Source organism: Micromonospora palomenae, from assembly GCF_007829925.1.
Lineage (GTDB): Bacteria > Actinomycetota > Actinomycetes > Mycobacteriales > Micromonosporaceae > Micromonospora > Micromonospora purpureochromogenes.
Genome location: NZ_VIXA01000001.1, coordinates 1,630,867 through 1,653,655 on the forward strand (window position 1 = coordinate 1,630,867; position 22,789 = coordinate 1,653,655).

Here is a 22,789-nt window from a genome sequence, read left to right on the forward strand (position 1 = left end):
ACGTGTCGTGACATGCGAGGAAGCCCCGCGGCGCGGGCGCCGCGGGGCTTCGTCGTCGTCCGGTCAGAGGTACTGGCCGGTGTTGCTGGCGGTCTCGATGGACCGGCCGGCCTCAGCGCCCTTGCCGCCGGAGACGAGCGTGCGGATGTAGACGATCCGCTCGCCCTTCTTGCCGGAGATCCGGGCCCAGTCGTCCGGGTTGGTGGTGTTGGGCAGGTCCTCGTTCTCGCGGAACTCGTCGACGCAGGCGTCGAGCAGGTGCTGCAGGCGCAGGCCCTTGCGTCCGGAGGTGAGGAACTCCTTGATCGCCATCTTCTTGCCGCGGTCGACGATGTTCTGGATCATGGCGCCGGAGTTGAAGTCCTTGAAGTAGAGGACTTCCTTGTCGCCGTTGGCGTAGGTCACCTCGAGGAAGCGGTTCTCCTCGGTCTCGGAGTACATCCGGAGCACGACCGCGTCGATCATCGCAGCCACGGTGGCCTGCGGGTCACCGCCGTGCTCGGCGAGGTCGTCCGGGTGCAGGGGCAGCCCGGAGAGGATGTACTTGGAGAAGATGTCCTTGGCCGCCTCGGCGTCCGGACGCTCGATCTTGATCTTCACGTCGAGCCGGCCGGGGCGCAGGATGGCCGGGTCGATCATGTCCTCCCGGTTGGAGGCGCCGATCACGATGACGTTCTCCAGCCCCTCCACACCGTCGATCTCGCTGAGCAGCTGCGGGACGATGGTGTTCTCGACGTCGGAGGAGACGCCGGAGCCGCGGGTGCGGAAGACGGAGTCCATCTCGTCGAAGAAGACGATGACGGGGGTGCCCTCGCCGGCCTTCTCCCGGGCCCGCTGGAAGATCAGCCGGATGTGCCGCTCGGTCTCGCCGACGTACTTGTTGAGCAGCTCGGGGCCCTTGATGTTGAGGAAGAAGCTGGTGTGCTTCTCCTCACCCCGGCGCTCGGCGATCTTCTTGGCCAGCGAGTTGGCCACCGCCTTGGCGATCAGCGTCTTGCCGCAGCCGGGCGGGCCGTAGAGCAGGATGCCCTTCGGCGGCCGGAGCTGGTGCTCGCGGAACAGGTCGGCGTGCAGGAAGGGCAGCTCCACCGCGTCGCGGATCTGCTCGATCTGCGACTGGAGGCCACCGATGTCGCCGTAGTCGACGTCGGGCACCTCCTCCAGGACGAGCTCCTCGACCTCGCTCTTCGGGATCCGCTCGTACGCGTACGCCGAGCGGGGTTCGATCATGAGCGAGTCGCCGGCCCGGATCGGCGAGCCGATCAGGGTCTCCGCGAGGTGCACGATGCGCTCCTCGTCGGAGTGCGAGACCACCAGCGCGCGGTCGCCGGCGCTGCCGTCGGGACCCGTGAGGATCTCCTTGAGCATCACCACCTCGCCGACCCGCTCGTAGCCGAAGGCGTCGACGATGTTGAGCGCGTCGTTGAGCAGGACCTCCTGGCCACGCCGCAGCTCGGCGGCGTCCAGCGAGGGCGAGACGGCGACCCGGAGCTTGCGTCCGCCGGTGAAGATGTCCACCGTGCCGTCGTCGTGCCGCGCGAGGAAGACGCCGTAGCCACTCGGTGGCTGCGCCAGCCGGTCGATCTCCTCCTTGAGCGTCACGATCTGCGCGCGAGCCTCCTTGAGGGTGCTCACGAGCCGGTCGTTGTTCTCGGTCAGCCGCGCCAACTGTGCCTGGGTGGCCGCCAGCCGCTCTTCGAGCTGCCGGACGTGTCGGGGGCTTTCGGTCAACTTGCGCCGCACCAGAGCGAGTTCCTCTTGCAGGAACGCGACCTGCGTGGAGAGATCGTGGGCTTCCTTTTCCCACCGTGCGGCGCGCGAGTCCGCGTCGTCGCTGCGTGCCACGTCCCACCTCCCCGGGGGGCTTGAACGTTCTGCCCTAACACTAGCCGCTATGAGCGCGATTCGGTCCTACGCAACGCCCTCGTCACCGAACCTTGATCGCCAAGGGTCGCCTCCGGGTCGGGTACGGGCGTTCGGGTACCGTCGGGGCGTGGGACGGGAGAACATGGGGGGTGCATCGTGGCGGAGGTCGTGACGGACCAGCTTCAGGTCTGGGTGGACCAGGATCTCTGCACGGGCGACGGGCTCTGCGTGCAGTACGCGCCGGAGGTCTTCGAGTTCGACGTCGACGGCCTGGCGTACGTCAAGGGCCCCGACGGCGAACTGCGACTGGCCCCGGGCAGCCGGGTGGACGTGCCGGAGCACCTGCGCCTGGAGGTGATCGACTCGGCGAAGGAGTGCCCGGGCGACTGCATCCACGTCGTGCGCGGCAGCGACGGCGTCGAGGTGGCCGGCCCGGAGGCCGAGGAGGACTGACCCGCCCGAGCGGGCACAGACGTTACGGGGCCGCGGACGACGATGTCGTCCGCGGCCCCGCGTGCGTCGGTCGGGCGCTCAGAGCACCGGGCGGCCCACCACGGAGGCGACCAGCCGGGCGAACTCCTCCAGCCGGGCGATCTGGCCGGCGCCGCCGTCGTCGAGCGTCTTGCCGAAGCGCAGCGCGTCGTGCCGGGGCGCCCCCACGACCTCGTCGCCGGGCGGCGCCTCGTCCAGCGAGGTCAGCAGCAGGTAGACGTCGATGCTGTCGACCCGGACCTCGCCGCTGTCGGCGCGGGTCAGCCGCCGCCGGCAGCCGACCTCGGTGACGGTGGAGACCGGCACCACCCGCAGCGACGAGGTCATCGACCCGGGCGGCCCCTCCCCCGGCGGCACGTCCTCGCCGTGCCAGAGCACCAGGCGGCTGCCGTCGCAGACGACGACCTCCTGCCACACCCCGTTGACCTCGTTGACGAAGCGTTCCAGGGTGAAACCGAGCACGGACGCCCCGCGCAGCACCCCACCGAGCGCCTCCAGGGCGATGTCCGGGTCCCGCAGGTAGGCCCGCGCCGCCGATTCGAGGTCCTGGTAGGGCGACCAGTCCGGGAACACCGCCGGCAGATCCCCACCACCGCCGAAGCCCGGCCGACTCATGCCATCTCCCCCAGGTCGCGCCGCCGACCCGCACCGGCCGGCGGAATCCGCCCGCTCACTCCCAGCCGCCCCGCTCCGCCGTCACGACGCGTCCGCCTCGTCCGTCGCGGCGGGTTCCACCCCGGCGGCCTGGGCGGCCGCCGCCTGTCGGGCCGCCGCCGCCTCGCGCAGCGCCTGCTTGCGCTCGGCGTACGCCTCGGCGCCCTTGCTGGGCTTGCGACGCCGCGGCGGGGCGGTGACGCCCGGGGCGAGCTTACGCGCGGAGACCAGGAACGCGGTGTGCGCGATCATCCGGTGGTCCGGGCGGACGGCCAGGCCCTCGGCGTGCCAGTCGCGCACCAGCGACTCCCAGGCCCGCGGCTCGGTCCAGCCGCCGCGCTCGCGCAGCGCCTCCACCAGCTCGGACAGCTGCGGGGTGGTGGCGACGTAGCCGATGAACACGCCGCCGGGCAGCAGCGCCCGCTCGACCATGTCGAGGGTCTCCCACGGGGTGAGCATGTCCAGGATGATCCGGTCGAAACCGGTCTCCGGGCAGTCGGCGACGTCGCCGACGTGCAGCTTCCAGGCTGGGTGCGGGGCGCCGAAGAAGGACTCGACGTTGCGCCGGGCGATCTGGGCGAAGTCGTCGCGCATCTCGTACGAGTGCAGCTCGCCGCCGGTGCCGACGGCGCGCAGCAGCGAGCAGGTCAGCGCCCCGGAGCCGGCGCCCGCCTCCAGCACCTTCGCGCCGGGGAAGATGTCGCCCATCGCGACGATCTGCGCCGAGTCCTTCGGGTAGATCACCTGCGCGCCGCGCGGCATCGACAGCACGTAGTCCGACAGCAGCGGGCGCAGCGCGAGGAACGCGGTGCCGCCGCCGGAGGTGGTCACCACGCTGCCGTCGGGCTGCCCGATCAGCGCGTCGTGCTCCAGGATGCCGCGGTGGGTGTGGAACGCCTTGCCGGGCTCCAGGACGACCGTGTGCATCCGCCCCTTCGGGTCGGTCAGCTGCACCCGGTCGCCGGGGCGGAACGGCCCCCGGTGCACCGGGGGCAGGTCCGGGACGGCGACGGGCGCCGGGGTGCCGTTCTCGGCCGGGAGGGCGGGGGGATGTGCTGCGGTCACCTGTTCATCTTCCGTGTGGGTTCGAGGACCTGGGCGAGATCCCCGATGTGCAGAACGCCGACCACATCTTCGCCTGCCGTCACCACGTACTGTGCGGCCGGGTGGCGCTGCACCGTCTCCATCACCCGGTCGCCGGCGGCCCCGGCCGGCAGCGCGGGCAGCCGGTCCAGCGGCCGGGCCACCGCGTCCACCACCACCCAGGGCCGGCGTTCCGGGGGTACGGCGTCCGCCGCGGCCGGGTCCACCAGGGCGACCGGCCGGCCGGCGCCGTCGACCACGGTGACCGCCGCCCCGGCCGGCGCCTGCGCGGCGTGCCGGCGCTGCGCCTCGGCCAGCGGGGTGCCGGTGGGCACGCCGAAGACCGGCCGGGCGAGCCGGGCCAGGTCGATCAGCGGGACCCGGCGGCTGATCCGGGCGTACCGGATCGACTGGCCGGCGCCGCGCCAGAGGGTGACGGCGACCAGCAGCATCAGCGGCAGGGCCAGCGGCACCAGCAGCCGCTGGACGGTCAGCAGCACCACCAGCACCGCCGTGCCGACCGCGACGGCGCGCCCCACCCAGCCGGCGATCTCGGTGGCCCGGTGCCGGTCCCGGGTGAGTGCCCAGACGGCGGCGCGCAGCGCCCGGCCGCCGTCCAGCGGCAGCCCGGGCAGGATGTTGAACAGCGCGACGATCACGTTGCTCAGCGCCACCTGCAGCGCGAGCTGGTGGGCCAGGGTGTGCGGGGGCAGCGCCATGGTGACGCCGACGGCGATCGCGCCGAGCACGGCGGAGACCGCCGGCCCGGCCAGGGAGACCAGCAGGTCGACCCGGGGGGTGGGGGCGTCGGACTCCATCTCGGTGTAGCCGCCGAGCAGTTCCAGGGTGATCCCGCGCACACCGATGCCGTACCGGCGGGCGGTCAGCGCGTGGCCGAGCTCGTGCAGCAGCACCGAGCCGAGCAGCGAGACGACGAAGCCGAGGCCGATCAGGTAGCCGCCGAGCGGGCCGAGGTCGAGCCGGTCGCGGGCGAACTCGGCGTACGTCACGGTGATCAGCAGGGTCAGCAGCAGCATCGACACGTTGACGTGCAGCGGCACCCCGAAGACCCGGCCCACGGTCAGGCCGGTGCGCCGGCCGGACCGGCGGGGCGCTCGGCTGCGGGGTTTCACCGCCCCGATGCTACGCCGCGCGGATCATGCTCCGGTGCGCCGATCACGGCCCTGTCACACCGGTGCCCTAACCTTCGGAGCATGACGGCGGAACCGGTGATCGACGAGCAGGCCACTCCGGCGGCGGCGCTGCCGGCCACCGTCCGGGCGTCGTTGTCGCCGTCGCGGGCGGCGGATTTCAAGACCTGCCCGCTGCTCTACCGGTTCCGCAGCATCGACCGGCTGCCCGAGCGCCCGACGGTGGAGCAGGCCCGGGGCACCCTGGTGCACGCGGTGCTGGAGCGGCTGTTCGACCTGCCGGCCGGCGGGCGCACGCCGGACGCCGCCGGTGGTCTGGTCGCCCCGCAGTGGGACCGGCTGGTCACCGAACAGCCCGAGCTGGCCGGCCTGTTCGACCCGGGCGACGAGGCGGGCACCGCCGAGTTCCTGCGCTCGGCGGCCGGGCTGCTGGAGGGCTACTTCGCGGTGGAGGACCCGCGCCGGCTGGAGCCGGCCGAGCGGGAGAGCCTGATCTCGGCGGTGGTCGACGAGCAGCTGCTCATCCGGGGCTACCTCGACCGCCTCGACGTCGCGCCGGACGGCGCGCTGCGGGTGGTCGACTACAAGACCGGCGGCGCGCCCCGGGAGGCGTTCGAGGCGCGCGCGCTGTTCCAGCTGAAGTTCTACGCGCTGGTGCTGTGGCGCACCCGGGGGGTGGTGCCGCGGGTGCTGCGCCTGCTCTACCTCAAGGACGCGGAGGTCTGCGACTACTCCCCCGACGCCGAGGAGCTGCTGCGCTTCGAGCGCACGGTGGTGGCACTCTGGCAGGCCATCGAGCAGGCCACCGAGCGGCAGGACTTCCGGCCCCGGCCGAGCCGGCTCTGCGACTGGTGCAGCCACCAGGCGCACTGCCCGACCTTCGGGGGCACCCCGCCGCCGTTCCCGGACCGGTCGGCGGCCGCCGACCCGCTGCGCGACGCCCGCTCCGGCCCGGCCGCCCCCGGCGCCGACGAGTGACCGTCCGTCCCCGCACCGCCCGACACCCGGCCCGACCGCCCGTCGGCGCCGAGCAGTGATCGGCGGCTCGGCACCCCGTTCGACCGGCCCCGATACAGGCAGTGACCGGCCGCCGTCCAGCTCCGCACCACGACCGGGCGGAGACAGTCTCCTCCCTGAGGAGGAGGGCGGGTTCACCGTCGGCGACGACCTGGCGCGCCGGGCGGCGGCTAGCGTCGCGGTATGACCGACGGACCCGCGCGATGGTGGCAGCGCCGACCGCTCGCCGGTGACGCGCTCTTCGCCGCCGCCCTGGTGCTGCTGGAGGTCGCCTTCCTGCTGCTGACCCCGCCGGAGTTCTGGCCCGGGCGGATGCCGGGCGCGCTGGCGTGGAGCCTGCTCGCGGCCGCCCCGGTGGCGCTTCGCCGGGTCGCCCCGTGGACGGCGGTGGGTCTGGCCGTGGCCACCCTGATGCTGCCGGTGCTGCTCAAGCTCGCGCCCGGCACGCAGGGCCTCGCGTTCATGGTCCTGACGTACACGATGGCCGCGCGCCGGCCGGCGCGGCAGGCGGCGCTGGCCGCGGTGCTGCTCTGGATGCCGGTGGGGGTGGCCAACCTGGTCGCCCCGCCGGAGGGGGTGCTGGCGGTGAGCCCCGGCTACCTGCTGCTCAACAACCTGCTCATCGCCCTGTTGTCGTACGCGGTGGGGCGGGCGGTGCAGGCGCGGCGCACGTCGGTGCGGGCGCTGCGGGAGCGGGCCAGGGTGGCCGAGGAGAACCAGCGTTCCCTGGCCGAGCAGGCGGTCGCCGACGAGCGGCGCCGGATCGCCCGGGAGCTGCACGACGTGGTCGCCCACCACGTGAGCGTGATGGGGGTGCTGGCCACCGGGGCGCGTCGGGTGCTGCGCCGCGACCCGGACGCCGCCGACGAGGCGATCGCCACCATCGAGGACACCAGCCGGGTCACCCTGCGGGAGATGCGCCGCCTGCTGGACGTGCTGCGCACGGACGCGGAGCCGGCGGCGGACCTGACCCCACAGCCCGGCCTGGCGGGGATCGAGACGCTGGTCGAGCAGGTACGGGAGGCGGGCCTGCCGGTGACCCTGCACGTCGAGGGCACGCCCGGGCCGGTGGAGGAGGGCGTGTCACTGACCGTCTACCGGATCGTGCAGGAGGCGTTGACCAACGCGCTCAAGCACGCCGGGGAGGCCACCGCGCAGGTGCGAATCACCGTCGCCGACGGCTACCTGACGGTGGAGGTCACCGACACCGGGCGCGGGCCGGGACCGGGACCCGACCGGATCGGGCACGGCCTGGTCGGCATGCGGGAGCGGGTCGGCCTCTACGGTGGGACCCTGCGGACCGGTCCCCGGCCGGGCGGCGGCTTCCGGGTGTCGGCGCGGATCCCGGTGGAGTCGGTCGGGGCCGCGGCGTGACCCGGGAGCACCGGGCGGGCGACGCCGGCCGGGCCGCGCCGGCGCGGCACCACCGCACGGGCGACCGACCGCACCACCAGCAGGACAGGGAGAGCTCATGAGCGACGGTACGGCGGCGGCACGGCCGGTGCGGATCCTGCTCGCCGACGACCAGCCGCTGCTGCGTACCGGCTTCCGGATGGTGCTGGGCACCGAGGAGGACCTGGACATCGTGGCCGAGGCCGGGGACGGCCAGGAGGCGGTGGAGCTGTCCCGCCGGCTGCTGCCGGACGTGGTGCTGATGGACATCCGGATGCCCCGGATGGACGGGGTGGCGGCCACCCGGGCCATCGTCGACGCCCGGCTGCCGGTGCGGGTGCTCATCCTCACCACGTTCGACCTGGACGAGTACGTGGTGGGTGCGCTGCGCGCCGGGGCCAGCGGCTTCCTGGCCAAGGACGTGCCGGCGGAGGATCTGGTGACCGCGATCCGCACGGTCGCCGCCGGGGAGGCGGTGGTCGCGCCACGCATCCTCAAGCGGCTGCTGGACCGCTTCGCCGACGTGCTGCCCGACCCGGCGGCCACCCCGCCGAAGGCGCTCAACTCGCTCACCGAACGGGAGCGGGAGGTGCTGGTGCAGGTGGCGCGCGGGTTGTCCAACGCCGAGATCGCCCGGGCGCTGTCGGTCAGCGAGACCACCATCAAGACCCACGTGGGGCACGTGCTGACCAAGCTGGGGCTGCGCGACCGGGTGCAGGCGGTGGTGCTGGCGTACGAGACGGGCCTGGTGCGTCCCCGGCAGTGAGGCTTCCTCGCCCCGGGTCCCGCAGTGGTCAGCGTGATGCCGTCGGGCTCATCGTCCGGCCTGGTCAATCCTTTCGGGATCCACGCTGCCGAAGGCGTCGACCCGCCCCCACCGCCCTGGAATGTCGAGCAGTTCGATCCGGCCGAACCGCTCGGGCAGTGCCGGCGCGACCACCAGATCCTCCCCGTACGGCTCGAGGCCGAGCAGGGTGCGGACCATCAGCAGGGGCGCTCCGGTGGCCATGGCCTGCGGGCTGCTCGCTGCGGGGTACGAGACGGGGAGCCTGATCAACTCGCGGTCGTAGCCACCGAAGGCCTCCGGCAGGCGCCCCTGGAAGTGCCGGGACGCGTCGATGATGCCCTCGGCGATGCGGCCTGCCTCGTCGGCGAAGCCGTAGCGGCGAAGGCCCCAGGCGATGAACGAGTTGTCGAAGGGCCAGACGGTGCCGACGTGGTAGCCGATCGGGTTGTAGCGTCCCTGTCCCTCGGCCAGGGTGCGCACGCCCCAGCCGGAGAACAGTCGGGGGCCGAGCAGGTGTTCGGCGATCCTGGAGGCGCGGGATTCTTCCACGATGCCGCTCCACAGCAGGTGGCCGATGTTCGAGGAGAGCGCGTCGACCTGGCGGCCGTCGCCGTCGAGGGCGAGGGCGTAGTACTCGCCGTCGTCGACCCAGAAGTCCCGGTTGAAGCGCTGCTTGAGCTCGGCCGCCTCGCGTTCGAGCCGGTCGGCGTAGGTCGGGTCGTTCCAGAACTCGCGGGCCAGCCGGGCGCCACGGATCTTGGCGTCGTACGCGTAGCCCTGCAGTTCGCAGGTGGCGCGGGGCAGGCTGGGCAGCCGGCCGTCCCGGAAGGAGATCGAGTTCCAGGCTTCCTTCCAGCACTGGTTCTCCAGGCCGGTGGTCTCGTTGCGGCGCTGGTACCAGACGTAGCCGTCGCCCATCAGGTCGCCGTACTCGTCGATCCAGCGCAGGGCCGCCCGCGCCTCTTCCTCGAACTCGTGCACCACGGCGGCGTCCCCGGTCCACCGCTCGTACTCGTCGAGCAGGACCACGTAGAGCGGTGTGATGTCGGCGGCTCCGTAGTACGGCGACTGCGGGCGTTCTTCGAACGCGACCGTCTCGCCGTAGCGGAACTCGCGCAGGATCTTGCCCGGCTCCTCGTCCCGGAAGTCGTCCAGCACAGCCCCCTGGTCGATGCCGAGCATGCGCAGCGTCGCGAGGGCGAGCTCCGGCGCGAACGGAAGCGCCTGCAGGCTGGTGAGAATGGGGTCACGGCCGGTGAGGGTCGCGTTCCACGGCAGGCCGGCTGCGGGCATCGGCTCGGCCGGTAGCGTGAGTGGCGAATACCGCAGGGCGGCGAGATCGACGAGACTACGCCGATAGGTCTGCTCCAGCGGCTCCCAGTCGCATGCCAGCTGCGGAGCCCTGTCGAGCCACTGCTGGAGGTCCCGCTGGAGTTCGGACCTGTCGCGTCGGCGGCGGCCGGGATGAACATGCTCTCGAACGTCCGCACCGTCCGGGCGCAGCACCAACCCTCGGACGTGCAGCGTGGTGGCCCACTTCCCGTGGGGTCCGATCCGGATGTGGTACGTCAGCCCGTGTTCGTCGACCTGCGCCGGCTCCGTCGTCGAGATCACGGTCTCCCGCCAGAACCTCTCCCGCTGATAGCCGAGGTGCAGGTGCCCGTCTTCGACGCGCCGGTACAGTCGGCCAACCGGCGTGCTCGCCTCTCCGGCCATGATCAGCGGGATGAAGTCACAGTCCGCGTCCACGCGGATGGTGAACTCGGCCGTGTCCCCGGAATGGTTGAGCACCGTCAACCGCTCCTCGAAGCTGCCGGCCACCGACCGTTCGCGGATCACCGACACCTTGGCGTCCACATAGTGCGTCGGAGCGCCCGGTACCAGGAAGAACCGCGCTTCGAAGTACGACCGGTCGTCCATGGCCAGCGTGCTCACCCGTTCACCGTCGACGGTCAGCCGCCACAGCGACAGGAACCGGGTGTCGAACGAGAAGAACCCGCACGGGACCTCGGGCTTCGCTTCTATGTCGCCGCTGCCGTCGCTCAACACGAAGATGTTGCCGTCGAGGATCATGACGAGATCACTTTTCATCGCTGCCCCCGTCACGGACAGCCAGCCGCGGATGTCGCGCGCCGGGCGGCGGTGCGAAGAGCCGCTCCAGCAGGACGATGAACTGAAACTTCCCTTCGGTCGTGATGTCGTTCCTCAGCCACGCCGGCAGCGGTTTGGCTTCGCCCCGCACCATCCGATCGAAGAAGGCGTTGTCGGAGCGGACAACCGTGTCGGCGTCGCTGTTCTGCTGTGACACCCGGACGGCACCCCCGCGGATCTCCACCAACCAGTGGTCGACCTGGTGGTCGTGTTCGAGGTCGAACCGTATGGTGCCGTTCGTCTTCTTCAGCAGGCGTTCGTGGCCGTGACGTTCGAGCGCGTCAAAGAACTCTCTGGTCGTCTCCGACATCGCCTCACCCCCGCACACATCCGGCCGGCCAAGAGGCAGCGTTACTCGGATGGTGGTGCCGCGGCGTCACCCGCGAAGGATGAGATCGGGGGCGGCCGCGAAGGGTGCCCGGACTTCACCCGATGCGGGTGATGCGGCGGCGCCCCGTTCCCGGCCACGGTGAGTTCGTGCCCTTGTCCGAGCGTCGGAGCTCATCGAAGGGAGGCTCATGTCGAATCCCACCGCGAGCTTCTTCGAAGCGCTCGGCCGTCGCGGCCACGAGCCCCTGCTGGAGGACGCCAGCGGAACCATACGGTTCGACCTCGCCCACGACCACGACGTCGACCGCTGGTTCGTGGTGATCACACGCGGCGATCTCCGCGTCTCGCGGGACGAGGAGGGCGAGGTCGACTGCCTCATTCAGGCCAGCAAGGCGGCCTTCGACCGGATCGTCAGTGGTAGGTCGCACGTCTACGCGGCGTGGGTACGCAACGAACTCAGGGCGGAGGGCGACGTGCGGCTGGCCCGCTTCATCCAGCGGGTCATGCCGGGGCCACCCGGCGCGCGCCACCCACGCGAGTTCGCCCATGAGCGGAACCGGCCGGCATGAGCGACGGACTGGTCCGACTGCTGGACGGCAACACGTTCGTGGTCAGTGAGGAGAACGGCGACATCGACGCGTCTCCGACCATCCCGACCGGTCTCTTCTCGTTCGACACCCGATTCCTGTCGAAGTGGACGCTGTCCATCAACGGCAAACGGGTCAGCCCGCTCACCGCCGAGGAGGTCGAGTATTTCGAGGCCCGCTTCTTCGTCGTGGCGACCGTCCCGACTCCGCTCGTCGCCACCAGAGTGTCGGCCATCCGGGAGCGCTCGATCGGCGAGAGCTTCATCGAACGGTTGACGGTGATCAACCACGAGGCCGAAGCCATCGACCTGCGGGTCCGGATCGACGTCGAGAGCGATTTCGCCGACCTTTTCGAGATCAAGGATGTGCGCAACAAGAGGGGCAGTTACTACACCCGGATCGAGGACGGGTGCCTACGCCTCGGCTATCAACGGGAGACGTTCCGCCGGGAGACCCTGGTCTCCTCCACCGCGCCGGTCCGGGTCGACGAGCAGGGACTGACCTACGACGTCCAGCTCGAACCGCACGGCCAGTGGGCCACCGAGGTGCAGGTGCGAGCACTGGGCGCGGACGGACGTGATCTTCGGGAAAGCCTGCAGGGCAGACCCGGTCGGGCCAGCAGGCAGCTGCGGCAGGATCTCGACCGGTGGCTCGCGGAGGCACCCCGCCTGGTTTGCGACTCTCACACGTTGGCGATGACCTACCGGCGCAGCCTGGCTGATCTTGCCGCGCTGCGTTTCATGCCGTTGACCGCCGGTGGGCATGCCCTGCCCGCCGCCGGCCTGCCGTGGTTCATGGCGATCTTCGGTCGGGACAGCATCCTCACCAGCCTGCAGACACTGCCCTTCACACCGGACCTCGCGGCCACGACGCTGCGCCTGCTGGCCCTGACGCAGGGCAACGTCCTGGACGACTTCCGCGAGGAGGAGCCGGGGAAGATCCTCCACGAACTGCGGTACGGGGAGACGACCGGATTCGAGGAGCAGCCACATTCGCCGTACTACGGCAGCGCCGACTCAACGGCTCTCTCCGTGATCCTGCTCGACGAGTACGAGCGGTGGACGGGGGACGCCGCCACGGTGCGACTGCTGGAGCGGTCCGCGCGGGCCGCCCTGCACTGGATCGACGAGTACGGCGACCTGATGGGCGACGGCTACGTCTGGTACCAGCGCCGCAACGAGCGCAACGGGTTGGAGAACCAGTGCTGGAAGGACTCCTGGGACTCGATCTCCTTCCGGGACGGCACCATTGCCGCGCTACCCAGGGCGACCTGCGAGCTGCAGGGCTACGCGTACGACGCCAAGATCCGCGGCGCCCGGCTGGCCCGCGAGTTCTGGAACGACCCGACCTACGCCGACCGGCTCGAACGGCAGGCGGCCGAGCTCAAGCAGCGCTTCAACCGGGACTTCTGGGTCGACGACGGCGAGTACTACGCCCTCGCCCTCGACGGCGACGGCCGCCAGGTCGACGCGCTCTCCTCGAACATCGGCCACCTGCTGTGGAGCGGGATCGTCGAGCAGTCCCGGGCCGGAAAGATCGCCGAACACCTGCTCGGCCCCCGACTGTTCTCCGGCTGGGGCGTGCGCACCCTGGCCGAGGGACAGGGACGCTACAACCCGATCGGCTACCACGTCGGCACCGTCTGGCCCTTCGACAACTCGTTCATCGCCTGGGGCCTTCGCCGCTACGGCTTCACCCACGAGGCAGGCCGCATCGCCGAAAGCATCATCGACGCCGCCGAGTTCTTCCAGGGCAGGCTGCCGGAGGCCTTCGGCGGCTACGACCGGACGCTGACCCGGTATCCCGTGCTGTACCCCACGGCGTGCAGTCCACAGGCGTGGTCCACGGGCACCCCCTTGCTGTTGCTGCGGACCATGCTCGGAATGGAGCCGCGCGGGGAGCACCTCGTGACCAGACCGGCCGTGCCCCCGAGCATGGGCCGGGTCCAACTGCTCAACATCCCCGGACGGTGGGGCCGGGCCGGCGCCCTCGGACGCGCTCACCCGGAGCGACGCTGACCGCTGCGGTGCCCGGAAGGGTCCACCAGAGGCGCGTCCGGCCCGTCGGGGACCGCCCGGCCGGGCTGTCGCGCCGCATCCCCATCGCAGCCGTCATCGCCTTCGCCGGCGGGCCTGCGATACGCCCCGCCCCCACGGCCGCTACGGCGCCACGCGTACGTGAGGAGTCGCCGCTCGGACGACGGCACTGTTGCCGTCGTCACCTACCGTGACGAAAGACGGAGCGGCGCGGTTGACCATGACGTGACGTCAGGTCCTAGCGTCGGTTCCGGCGCCGTCCCGGCGGGCGGAAACGCGCTCGACCGGTCGCCGGCTCAGGGGCAACCCTGATCCCGGGTCGGGGCCGACCCGCAGTGCGAAATCCGCATCCGCTCCCCCGGGAGTCGGACGGAATCGGGGCGCGCGGCACCGAGGATGGAACCAGCCCCACCGACCAGCGGGGGCGGCGGGGATTACCGCAGGCAGACGGAAGAGGTATATGACGTGACGGCGACGGTAGGCCGGCAGGCGCAGGCCGCGGCCAGGGCCAGCGACGTGTGGAAGGTGTACGGCAGCGGCGAGGCGCAGGTCGCCGCGCTGCGGGGGGTGAGCGCCGAGTTCGAGCGCGGCCGGTTCACGGCGATCATGGGCCCGTCCGGTTCGGGCAAGTCGACGCTGATGCACTGCCTGGCGGGGCTGGACTCGGTCACCAAGGGCACCGTGCACGTCGGCGACACGACGGTGACCGGGCTCGGCGACGCCGGCCTGACGAAGCTGCGGCGGGACAAGGTCGGTTTCATCTTCCAGCAGTTCAACCTGCTGCCGACGCTGACCGCCCAGGAGAACATCCTGCTGCCGCTCTCCATCGCCGGCCGCAAGCCCGAGCAGGCCTGGTACGACACGGTGATCGACACGGTGGGCCTGCGGGACCGGCTGGGGCACCGCCCGGCGCAGCTCTCCGGCGGTCAGCAGCAGCGGGTGGCGTGCGCCCGGGCGCTGGTCGCCCGACCCGAGGTGATCTTCGCCGACGAGCCGACCGGCAACCTCGACTCCCGCTCCGGCGCGGAGGTGCTCAACTTCCTGCGCAACTCGGTACGCCAGCACGGCCAGACCATCGTGATGGTCACCCACGACCCGACCGCCGCCGCGTACGCCGACCGGGTGATCTTCCTGGCCGACGGGCAGATCGTCTCGGAGCTGATCGAGCCGACCGCCGACACCGTGCTGGACACCATGAAGAAGCTCGACACGCCGGCCGAGGTGGCGCGCTGATGTTCCGCGCAACCTGGAAGAGCCTGCTGGCGCGCAAGGTGCGCCTCATCCTCTCCGGCCTGGCCGTGGTGCTGGGCGTCATGTTCGTCTCCGGCGCGTTCGTGCTGACCGACACGCTCGGCCGCTCGTTCGACGCCGTCTTCGCCGACGCGTACGAGGGTGTCGACGTCAACGTCTCCGCCAAGCCCAAGATCGAACTCAGCGAGACCGAGGGTGAGCAGGTGCCCGCGGCGATGCCGGCCGCGACGCTGGAGAAGGTCCGCACGGTCGGCGGGGTGGCCGAGGCCACCGGGATCGTCGCCGCCGACGGCGCCCGCCTGATCGGCAGCAACGGCAAGGTGGTCACCTCCTTCGGTCCGCCGCAGCTCGGCGAGAACTGGGTGGGCGAGAGCGACCTGGTCAAGCTGCGCGAGGGCCGTGAGCCGCGCGCCGACGACGAGATCGTGATCAACGGGGCGCTGGCGCAGGCCGCGAAGGTGAAGGTCGGTGACCGGGTGGGCGTGTTGACCCTGGAGCCGAAGAAGGAGTTCACCGTGGTGGGCGTCTTCGGTTACAGCGGTGACCGGGACTCCCTCGGCGGCGCCAACGAGGTCGCCTTCACCACCCCGGTGGCGCAGCGGCTGATGCTCGGCGAGCCGGACGTGTTCACCAACATCAGCGTGAAGGCCGCCGACGGGGTCGGCGAGGCTGCGCTGCGCGACGACATCGCCGCCGCGGTCGGCGGCGACTACGAGGTCAAGACCGGCGAGCAGCTCTCCGCCGACGCCTCGGCGGGGCTGAAGGAGGGCCTCTCCTTCTTCAACAAGATCCTGCTCGGCTTCGCCGCGGTGGCGCTGCTGGTCGGCACCTTCCTCATCCTCAACACCTTCTCGATCATCGTGGCGCAGCGCACCCGGGAGCTGGCCCTGATGCGGGCCATCGGGGCCAGCGGCCGGCAGATCATCGGCTCGGTGGTGCTGGAGGCCGTGGCGGTGGGCCTGATCGCCTCCGTGCTCGGCCTGGGCGCCGGCATCGGCGTCGGCGCGCTGCTGGCGTACCTGTTCGGCAAGCTGGCGGGCGGGCTGGCGCTGGCCGGCATCGGCGTGCCGGCGGCCGCGGTGATCGGCGCGTTCTCGGTGGGTCTGGTGATCACGGTGGTGGCGGCGCTGCTGCCGGCGCTGCGGGCGTCGCGGATCCCGCCGATCGCGGCGATGCAGGACGTGGCCACCCCGGACCGTCCGCTGACCAAGGTGACGGTGGCCGGTGCGATCGTCACCGGGATCGGCGGCACGCTGCTCTTCCTGGGGCTCAGCGGCAACGCCGGGGACAACACCCTGGCCACCATCCTCGGCGGCGTGCTGTTCGCCTTCATCGGGGTGGCGCTGCTGACCCCGCTGATCAGCCGGCCGGTGGTCTCTCTGCTCGGGGCGCTGTTCGCCTGGTCGGTGCCGGGCAAGCTGGGCCGGCTCAACTCGGGTCGTAACCCGCGCCGCACCGCGATCACCGCGGCGGCGCTGATGGTCGGCATCGCGCTGGTCACCGGCGTGACGGTGATCCTCGACTCGGCCAAGGGCAGCATCAGCGCGCTGGCCGAGGACCAGATCAAGGCTGAGCTGGTGATCGCCGGGGTGCAGGGCGGTCCCCGGCCGCCGAGCTTCGACCCGGCGGTGCTGGAGAAGGCCGCCGCCATCCCCGGCGTCCAGATGGTCGACGGCGAGTACGGCGACATGGCGGTCGTCAACGGCGAGCGCACCTGGGTGGCGGCGTCGAGCAACGTCGCGGCGCTGGAGCAGATCTTCGGGGCGAAGGCCACCGCCGGTGACATCAGCCGGCTGGCACCGGATCAGATGCTGTTCAGCTCCGACACCGCGAAGTCCCGCAACGTGTCGGTCGGCTCGAAGGTCAGCGTCCAGCTGTCCCGGGGCGAGGCCCGCACGTACACGGTCAGCGGCATCTACGAAAGTTCGCAGCTGACCAACCCGGTGGTGCTGCCGCCGCAGGCGGCGCGGGACTTCGCCATCCCGCAGCCGATCCAGGGCTTCCTGCAGCTCGCCCCGGGCACCCGGGTCACCGACGTGCAGCCGCAGGTCGAGACGCTGCTCGCCGACAGCCCCGAGGTGTCGGTGGCCGACCGGGCCGCCTTCATCGAGCAGCAGACCAGCCAGCTGGACACCCCGCTGCGGATGATCCAGATCCTGCTGGCGCTGGCCATCGTGATCGCGGTGCTGGGCATCATCAACACCCTGGCCCTGTCGGTGCTGGAGCGGACCCGCGAGCTGGGCCTGCTGCGGGCGATCGGGCTGCGCCGGGCGCAGACCATGCGGATGATCACCGTCGAGGCGGTGGTGATCTCGGTCTTCGGCGCGCTGCTCGGCGTGGTGGTCGGCACCGGCCTCGGCGCGGCGGTGGTCGAGGCGCTCAAGGACGAGGGCATCACCGACCTGGTCCTGCCCTGGGGCCAGATGGGGATCTTCCTCGGGCTGGCCGCGATCATCGGGGTGGTCGCCGCGGTACTGCCCGCGGTGCGCGCCGCGCGGATCAACGTGCTGGGCGCCATCGCGCACGACTGATCCTGAGCAGGGACGACGAGGGGCCCCGCCGGTCGGCGGGGCCCCTCGTCGCGTGGTTCAGGCCGGCGGCTCGCCGAGCAGCGCGGCCAGCAGCTCCAGGTCCGCCGCGGTCAGGCTCTCCACCTGGTGTACGCCGTCGATCGGCGCGATCGGCACCTCCGCGGGCACCGCCAGCACCGCCGCACCGGCGGCGAGCGCGCTGGCCACGCCCGTCGGGGAGTCCTCGATCGCCACGCACCGGCCGATCGGCACGCCCAGCAGCCTGGCGGCCGTCAGGTACGGCTCCGGGTGCGGCTTGGCCAGGTCCACCTCGTCGCCGCAGACCACCGCGTCGAAGCTGTCCCGCCCGAGGGTGTCCAGGGCGACCTCGACCAGCGGCCGCCCGCTGGAGGTGACCAGCGCGGTGGGGATGCCGGCGGCGCGTACCGCCCGCAGCAGGGCCAGCGCGCCGGGCCGCCAGCGCAGCCCGGTGCGGAACAGCTCCAGGATCCGGGCGTTGATCCAGCGGGTGCTGACCTGCGGGTCCCGCTCCGGCTGGCCGAGGTCGTCGTGCACGATCCGCATCGACTCGGCCATGCTCGTGCCGATCACCGCGCGCCGCGCGGAGTCGGAGAGCGTGCCGCCGTACTCGGTCGCCAGCTCGCGCAGCGCGACGTCCCACAGCTTCTCGCTGTCGACCAGGGTGCCGTCCATGTCGAAGAGCACGGCGGCGGGGTGTGGGCTGCTCAGCGGGGGCCTCCTCCGGCCGGGGTGGTGTCGGGGCGATCCTCTCAGCCCGACCCGGGCGGCCCGCCGCCCTCCCCGCCGAAGGTGACGTGGGCGATCCCCCTCAGCCGAGGTCGCAGGCGTCGAGGGAGTTCTCGTAGCCCCGGAAGAACGAGTCGGTGCGCTGCTCGGCGGTGCCGTGCGAGCCCTCCGCAAACCACGGCTGGTCGGGGTCGTCGCCGACGGCGAGCAGCCCCTCGCGGAACTCGTCGAGGTCGCCCGTGTCCAGCTTCAGCACACCCGAGCGGACCGAGTCACCCAGGTACGCCCCGGCCATGCAGTCGGCCTGCAACTCCTGCTGGATGGTGAAGTCGTTGCGGATGCCGAGGCGGGCCTGGATGCCGTGGGCGTACTCGTGGCCGAGCAGGTAGAACACGAACGCGTCGCCGACCTGGCGGAACGCGGCCACCGACCAGTTGACGTCGTAGGCGATGAAGTCCCCCCGGGAGCAGTAGACGGCGTTGTTGCGCGGCAGCGCCTGGCCGCCGCAGGCGACCTCTCCCTCTCGCTGGTAGGGGACGATCCGGCGGATCGGTCGGAACTGCTGGCCGGAGGCCTTGAACTGGGCGCCCCAGTAGTCCTCGGCGATGTTCACCGCGTCGCCGATGTCGGTCTTGAACTCCTCGACGCTGGTGGTGCCGTCGGCCCGGGTGGTCTGCGGGCCCGGCGAGCCGGCCTGCCGGGACTGGCCCGGCGCCGGTTCCCGCGGCTCCTGCGGGCCGCTCTCCCCCACCCGCCGACGGCGCAACCGGCCGCCACCACCAGCGCCACCACCGCCGCGACGAGCGAGCCGCGCGACTGCGATCCCGAGCGTGCCGTCACAGTTGCCCTCCCAGGCGTCGCGGCCGATGCGGTCGGTGTACCCCGACCGTGGATTGATCATGCCGGGCGACGGTCGCCGGGACCACGGGCGGACGGCCGGGGCTCAGCTGTCCCAGAGGTGGAACAGCGCCACCGCCCGGTCGGGGTCCAGGTGGAGTTCGAGGTGCCGAGTGCCCGCGTAACCCTCGTCGTAGAGCACGCTGTGCCGCCACCGCGCTCCCGCCGGCACGTACGGGGACAGCCCGGGCCACACGGCCGGCTCCGTGGCCGCCGGCTCCCAGGTGTACGCGGCGGCCAGCGCCCGCGCGTCGGCCGGGCGCAGCCGCACCACCCCCTGATACCTCCAGTCCGTGGGCCCTGGCGCCCGGGAGCACGGATTCGCCTCGGTGTCGACCTGCCAGTGCACGTCGAGGAAGTCGCCCAGGCCGGGCACGTGCTCGGCGGGGAACTCGCGATCCGTGCGGATCTTGGCCTTGTCCGCCGCCAACCGGTCGGGACAGGTCCGGTCGGCGGCGACCTCCCCGCCGACCAGCCAGGCGACGCCACCGCAGGCGGCCAGCAGCGCCAGAGCCGGGACGGCGGCCAGCAGCCACGGCACCCGACGGGCCCATCTCGTCACCGGCGGAGGATAACGATCATCAGGACTGGCGCTCGGCCCGACCACTTATGTCGGCCTGCGAGGCGTGCCGGCCCTGCTCGTAGCGCTGCTGCTGCACCACCGCCGCCTGCCGGGCGCCCGGGTCCTCCGCCGAGATCGTCCGCTCCCGGTCGCGCCAGGCGACCCAACCGACCGCCGACGCCAGGACTGCGCCCAGCACCCCGAGGATCACCCAGGTCGTCGTCATGGATCCACGGTAGACCCGGATCGCCAGGCTGCGCACCGGTGAGGGCGACCAGCCACGGCACCCGACGGGTCCATCTCGTCACGCGGGAGGATGACCATCATCATGAGCCCAGGCCGCCGCCACGGATCCGGTCGCTCTGCGTGACGTGCCGGCCCTGCTCGTACTGCTGCTGCTGCACCACCGCCGCCTGCCGGGCGCCCGGGTCCTCCGCCGAGGCCGTCCGCTGCCGGTCGCGCCAGGCGACCCAGGCCACCGCTGACGTTACGACCGCACCGAACACCCCGAGCAGCACCCATGCCGTCGTCATGCATCCACGGTAGACCCGGGTCGCTAGGCTGCGCACCGATGACGGGGAGCAGTTTCGACGATCACGAACGGGAACGCTGGGCGGGACGCGCGACGGCGTACGCGCGCACTTTCGCCCGGCTGTGCGCGTACCCGGCAGAGGCGCTGCTGGACGCGGCGGGCGCCGGGGCCGGCATGCGAGTGCTCGACGTGGGCACCGGGACCGGCACGGTCGCGGCGCTGGTGGCCGGGCGCGGCGCGACGGTGGTCGCGGTGGACGCCGAGCCGTCGATGCTGGCCGCCGCCCGCCGGTCCGTGCCCGACGCCCGGCTGGTCCGCGCCGCGCTGCCGCACCTGCCGGTGGCCACCGGCACGGTCGACGCCGCCCTGGCCAACTTCGTGCTCAACCACGTCGGCGAGCCGGCCGCCGCGGTGGCTGGGCTGCGACGCACGGTACGTCCCGGCGGCCGGATCGCCGTCACCGTCTGGCCCTCGCCGCAGCCGCCGCTGCAACGGCTCTGGGGTGAGGTGTTCGCCGAGGTGGACGGTGGTGAGCTGCCGAGGGTGGCGGCGGAGCGGGACTTCCCGCGCACCGAGGAGGGGCTGACCGGCCTGCTCGCCCGGGCGGGGCTGAACGACGTGCGGTGCCGGACGCTGACCTGGACGCACCGGGCCGCCCCGGACGAGTGGTGGACCGGACCGGCCAGCGGCCTCGGCATTCCGGGGCTGCTGCTGGAGCGCCAGACGCCGGCGACCCGCGAGGCGCTGCGGCACCGCTACCTGCAACTGTCCGCCCGCTACCGGAGTTCCGACGGGCTGCTCGCCCTGCCCACCGCCGCGCTACTCGCCTGGGGTGTGGTGAGCTGACCTGCGTTGGCTGACGGGCTCGGGCCGAGGTCCCGGCCGACGGCAGCTGGTCGGCCACTTGGAGAGCCGGCTCGGCGGCGATGTCGTAGACCGGCTGTCGGAGCTGGATACGCTCTTCCAGCGGTGGGGCAGCGTTCGCAACGAGGCCGACCGTCCCCCTGTCCGCGTCGGCCCGGCGGCTCCGACGTTCCCGGTGACGGCCCATCGGGGCCGGTCGAGAGGAGTGACACGGTGAAGTACATGATCATGCTGTACGGCTCGCAGCGGGACTACGACGCGATGGCGGGCCGGCCCGCCGACGACCGGCCGCCGATGTCGCCGGAGCAGGTCGCGGCGATGCACGCCCACATGGAGGCGGTGCACAAGGAGATCGCGGAGTCGGGCGAGCTGGTCGACGGCCGGGGGCTCACGGCCCCGGTGCACGCCCGGCGGATCCGGCTGCGCGAGGGTGCGCCCGTGGTGACCGACGGCCCTTACCCGGAGACGCAGGAGGTGCTGGCCGGCTTCACGATCGTGGAGTGCGACAGCTTCGACCGGGCCACGCAGATCGCCGCCCGGTTCGTGAACCCGGACGCCGAGGGCGAGTACGTGGACGTGCGGCCGGTCGCCGAGGGCATCGAGGACCTGAACGGCTGATGACCGCCGACGCCGTCGAGGACCTGCTGCGCCACCTGACGCCGCAGGTCCTCGGCGCGGTGGTGCGCCGCTACGGGCACTTCGACACCGCCGAGGACGCCACCCAGGAGGCGCTGCTCGCGGCCGCGACCCGGTGGCCGGTCGACGGCGTACCCGATGACCCGCGCGCCTGGCTGATCACCGTCGCGGCGCGTCGCCTGACCGACCTGCTCCGCACCGAGCAGGCCCGGCGGCGGCGCGAGGACGACGTCGCCCGGCGGTTGCCGCCCGAGCAGTGGCTCGCTCCCCCGGCGGACCGCCGGTCCCCGGAGGACGACAGCCTGGTGCTGCTCTTCCTCTGCTGCCACCCGGAGCTGCCCCCGGCCGCGCAGATCGCGCTGACCCTGCGGGCTGTCGGCGGCCTCAGCACCGCCGAGGTGGCCCGGGCGTTCCTGGTTCCGGAGGGCACGATGACCCGCCGGATCACCCGCGCCAAGCAGCGCATCCGGGACAGCGGCGTGCCGTTCGGCCTGCCCAGCGGCCCGGACCGGGAGGCCCGCCTGGCCGCCGTCCGGCACGTGCTCTATCTGATCTTCAACGAGGGGTACGCCAGCACGGCCGGGCCGCTGCTGCGCCGGGTGGACCTGTCCACCGAGGCGATCCGGCTCACCCGGATGCTGCACCGGCTGCTCCCCGACGACGCCGAGGTGACCGGGCTGCTGGCGTTGATGCTGCTCACCGATGCGCGGGGGCCGGCCCGGGTCGGGCCGAACGGCGAGCTGGTCCCGATGGCCGAGCAGGACCGCAGCCGCTGGCGCGCCGACCAGATCGCCGAGGGCGTCGCGCTGGTCAGCGCGGTGCTGCCGCGCGGCGAGGTCGGGCCGTACCAGGTACAGGCGGCGATCGCGGCGCTGCACGACGAGGCCCCGAGCGCCGAGGAGACCGACTGGCCGCAGATCGAGGCGCTCTACGCGGTGCTGACCGGCCTGTCCGACAACCCGGTGGTGGCGCTGAACCACGCGGTCGCGGTGGCCATGGCCCGGGGCGCGTCCGCCGGGCTCGACCTGCTCGCGGGGCTGGCGGCCGACCCACGGCTCGCCGCCGACCCGCGGCTGCCCGCCGCCCGCGCGCACCTGCTGGAACGCACCGGCGACCTCGGCGCGGCGCGCGCGGCGTACGAGGAGGCGGCGCGGCGGTCGATGAACCTGCCGCAGCAGCGCTACCTGTACGCCCGCGCCGCCCGCCTGGCCGACGCCGGCTGA

At 72.4% G+C, this 22,789-nt stretch carries 22 protein-coding genes; 11 read left to right on the forward strand and 11 right to left on the reverse strand.

The genetic code is table 11. From position 1 onward, the window contains the following. Window positions 1–63 precede the first annotated feature (63 nt). Complete coding sequence (arc, locus tag FHX75_RS07290; protein ID WP_154937334.1) at window positions 64–1,845, reverse strand: proteasome ATPase; 1,782 nt, start codon at window positions 1,843–1,845, stop codon at window positions 64–66. Between the two features lie 177 nt (window positions 1,846–2,022). Between arc and FHX75_RS07295 the strand changes: the two genes are divergently transcribed. After that, window positions 2,023–2,319, forward strand: a complete 297-nt coding sequence (locus FHX75_RS07295) for a ferredoxin (RefSeq protein ID WP_154937337.1) — start codon at window positions 2,023–2,025, stop codon at window positions 2,317–2,319. A gap of 78 nt (window positions 2,320–2,397) precedes the next feature. Here FHX75_RS07295 and FHX75_RS07300 read toward each other — a convergent pair whose 3' ends face one another. The 3 genes from FHX75_RS07300 to FHX75_RS07310 form a co-directional block, all read right to left on the reverse strand. Next, window positions 2,398–2,973, reverse strand: coding sequence for a hypothetical protein (locus FHX75_RS07300; protein WP_154937340.1), 576 nt, complete (start codon window positions 2,971–2,973; stop codon window positions 2,398–2,400). Window positions 2,974–3,054: 81 nt separating this feature from the next. Beyond that, on the reverse strand, window positions 3,055–4,008 hold the full coding sequence (locus tag FHX75_RS07305; protein WP_154938906.1) for a tRNA (adenine-N1)-methyltransferase: 954 nt from the start codon (window positions 4,006–4,008) through the stop codon (window positions 3,055–3,057). A 65-nt stretch (window positions 4,009–4,073) separates the two neighbouring features. Further along, the gene (locus FHX75_RS07310) at window positions 4,074–5,228 is read right to left on the reverse strand and encodes a site-2 protease family protein (protein ID WP_211364356.1); all 1,155 of its coding nucleotides are present in this window, start codon (window positions 5,226–5,228) and stop codon (window positions 4,074–4,076) included. Between the two features lie 81 nt (window positions 5,229–5,309). Between FHX75_RS07310 and FHX75_RS07315 the strand changes: the two genes are divergently transcribed. The 3 genes from FHX75_RS07315 (at window position 5,310) to FHX75_RS07325 (ending at window position 8,421) form a co-directional block, all read left to right on the forward strand. Beyond that, window positions 5,310–6,224: a RecB family exonuclease gene (locus FHX75_RS07315; RefSeq protein ID WP_154937343.1), complete on the forward strand. Its 915-nt coding sequence runs from the start codon at window positions 5,310–5,312 to the stop codon at window positions 6,222–6,224. A 222-nt stretch (window positions 6,225–6,446) separates the two neighbouring features. Then, window positions 6,447–7,637 carry a sensor histidine kinase gene (locus FHX75_RS31940; protein WP_154937346.1) on the forward strand — a complete coding sequence of 397 codons (1,191 nt, stop codon included), beginning with the start codon at window positions 6,447–6,449 and terminating at the stop codon, window positions 7,635–7,637. 97 nt (window positions 7,638–7,734) lie between these two features. Then, window positions 7,735–8,421: a response regulator gene (locus tag FHX75_RS07325; RefSeq protein WP_154937349.1), complete on the forward strand. Its 687-nt coding sequence runs from the start codon at window positions 7,735–7,737 to the stop codon at window positions 8,419–8,421. A gap of 48 nt (window positions 8,422–8,469) precedes the next feature. Here FHX75_RS07325 and FHX75_RS07330 read toward each other — a convergent pair whose 3' ends face one another. Continuing rightward, window positions 8,470–10,533 carry an amylo-alpha-1,6-glucosidase gene (locus tag FHX75_RS07330; protein ID WP_154937352.1) on the reverse strand — a complete coding sequence of 688 codons (2,064 nt, stop codon included), beginning with the start codon at window positions 10,531–10,533 and terminating at the stop codon, window positions 8,470–8,472. Then, on the reverse strand, window positions 10,523–10,903 hold the full coding sequence (locus tag FHX75_RS07335; protein WP_154937355.1) for an SCP2 sterol-binding domain-containing protein: 381 nt from the start codon (window positions 10,901–10,903) through the stop codon (window positions 10,523–10,525). Before FHX75_RS07335 ends, FHX75_RS07330 begins: the two co-directional genes overlap by 11 nt. A 208-nt stretch (window positions 10,904–11,111) precedes the next feature. On the opposite strand from FHX75_RS07335, the gene FHX75_RS07340 reads away from it, so the two are divergent. From FHX75_RS07340 to FHX75_RS07355, 4 genes are all read left to right on the forward strand, one after another. Further along, window positions 11,112–11,492 carry an SCP2 sterol-binding domain-containing protein gene (locus FHX75_RS07340; RefSeq protein ID WP_154937358.1) on the forward strand — a complete coding sequence of 127 codons (381 nt, stop codon included), beginning with the start codon at window positions 11,112–11,114 and terminating at the stop codon, window positions 11,490–11,492. Then, window positions 11,489–13,528 (forward strand): amylo-alpha-1,6-glucosidase, encoded by a 2,040-nt coding sequence (locus tag FHX75_RS07345; protein ID WP_154937361.1) that lies wholly within the window; start codon window positions 11,489–11,491, stop codon window positions 13,526–13,528. Before FHX75_RS07340 ends, FHX75_RS07345 begins: the two co-directional genes overlap by 4 nt. A gap of 483 nt (window positions 13,529–14,011) precedes the next feature. Then, window positions 14,012–14,779 (forward strand): ABC transporter ATP-binding protein, encoded by a 768-nt coding sequence (locus FHX75_RS07350; RefSeq protein ID WP_154937362.1) that lies wholly within the window; start codon window positions 14,012–14,014, stop codon window positions 14,777–14,779. Further along, on the forward strand, window positions 14,779–17,328 hold the full coding sequence (locus FHX75_RS07355; protein ID WP_154937364.1) for an ABC transporter permease: 2,550 nt from the start codon (window positions 14,779–14,781) through the stop codon (window positions 17,326–17,328). The genes FHX75_RS07350 and FHX75_RS07355 overlap by 1 nt, the downstream gene beginning before the upstream one ends. 57 nt (window positions 17,329–17,385) lie before the next feature. On the opposite strand, the gene FHX75_RS07360 is transcribed toward FHX75_RS07355, so the two are convergent. From FHX75_RS07360 to FHX75_RS07380, 5 genes are all read right to left on the reverse strand, one after another. Beyond that, the gene (locus tag FHX75_RS07360; RefSeq protein ID WP_154937366.1) at window positions 17,386–18,033 is read right to left on the reverse strand and encodes an HAD family hydrolase; all 648 of its coding nucleotides are present in this window, start codon (window positions 18,031–18,033) and stop codon (window positions 17,386–17,388) included. A gap of 124 nt (window positions 18,034–18,157) precedes the next feature. Further along, window positions 18,158–18,976, reverse strand: coding sequence for a neutral zinc metallopeptidase (locus tag FHX75_RS07365; protein ID WP_246157772.1), 819 nt, complete (start codon window positions 18,974–18,976; stop codon window positions 18,158–18,160). 42 nt (window positions 18,977–19,018) lie between these two features. Then, a complete protein-coding gene (locus FHX75_RS07370) occupies window positions 19,019–19,534 on the reverse strand; it encodes a hypothetical protein (protein WP_154937368.1) in 516 nt (171 codons plus the stop codon). 19 nt (window positions 19,535–19,553) lie between these two features. Continuing rightward, a complete protein-coding gene (locus tag FHX75_RS07375) occupies window positions 19,554–19,760 on the reverse strand; it encodes a hypothetical protein (RefSeq protein ID WP_154937369.1) in 207 nt (68 codons plus the stop codon). Window positions 19,761–19,860: 100 nt separating this feature from the next. Continuing rightward, window positions 19,861–20,067: a hypothetical protein gene (locus FHX75_RS07380; protein WP_154937370.1), complete on the reverse strand. Its 207-nt coding sequence runs from the start codon at window positions 20,065–20,067 to the stop codon at window positions 19,861–19,863. A gap of 38 nt (window positions 20,068–20,105) precedes the next feature. Between FHX75_RS07380 and FHX75_RS07385 the strand changes: the two genes are divergently transcribed. The 3 genes from FHX75_RS07385 (at window position 20,106) to FHX75_RS07400 (ending at window position 22,789) form a co-directional block, all read left to right on the forward strand. Then, window positions 20,106–20,912: a class I SAM-dependent methyltransferase gene (locus FHX75_RS07385; RefSeq protein ID WP_154937373.1), complete on the forward strand. Its 807-nt coding sequence runs from the start codon at window positions 20,106–20,108 to the stop codon at window positions 20,910–20,912. Window positions 20,913–21,152: 240 nt separating this feature from the next. Further along, a complete protein-coding gene (locus tag FHX75_RS07395) occupies window positions 21,153–21,548 on the forward strand; it encodes a YciI family protein (protein ID WP_246157872.1) in 396 nt (131 codons plus the stop codon). Further along, window positions 21,548–22,789 (forward strand): RNA polymerase sigma factor, encoded by a 1,242-nt coding sequence (locus FHX75_RS07400; protein ID WP_154937378.1) that lies wholly within the window; start codon window positions 21,548–21,550, stop codon window positions 22,787–22,789. The genes FHX75_RS07395 and FHX75_RS07400 overlap by 1 nt, the downstream gene beginning before the upstream one ends.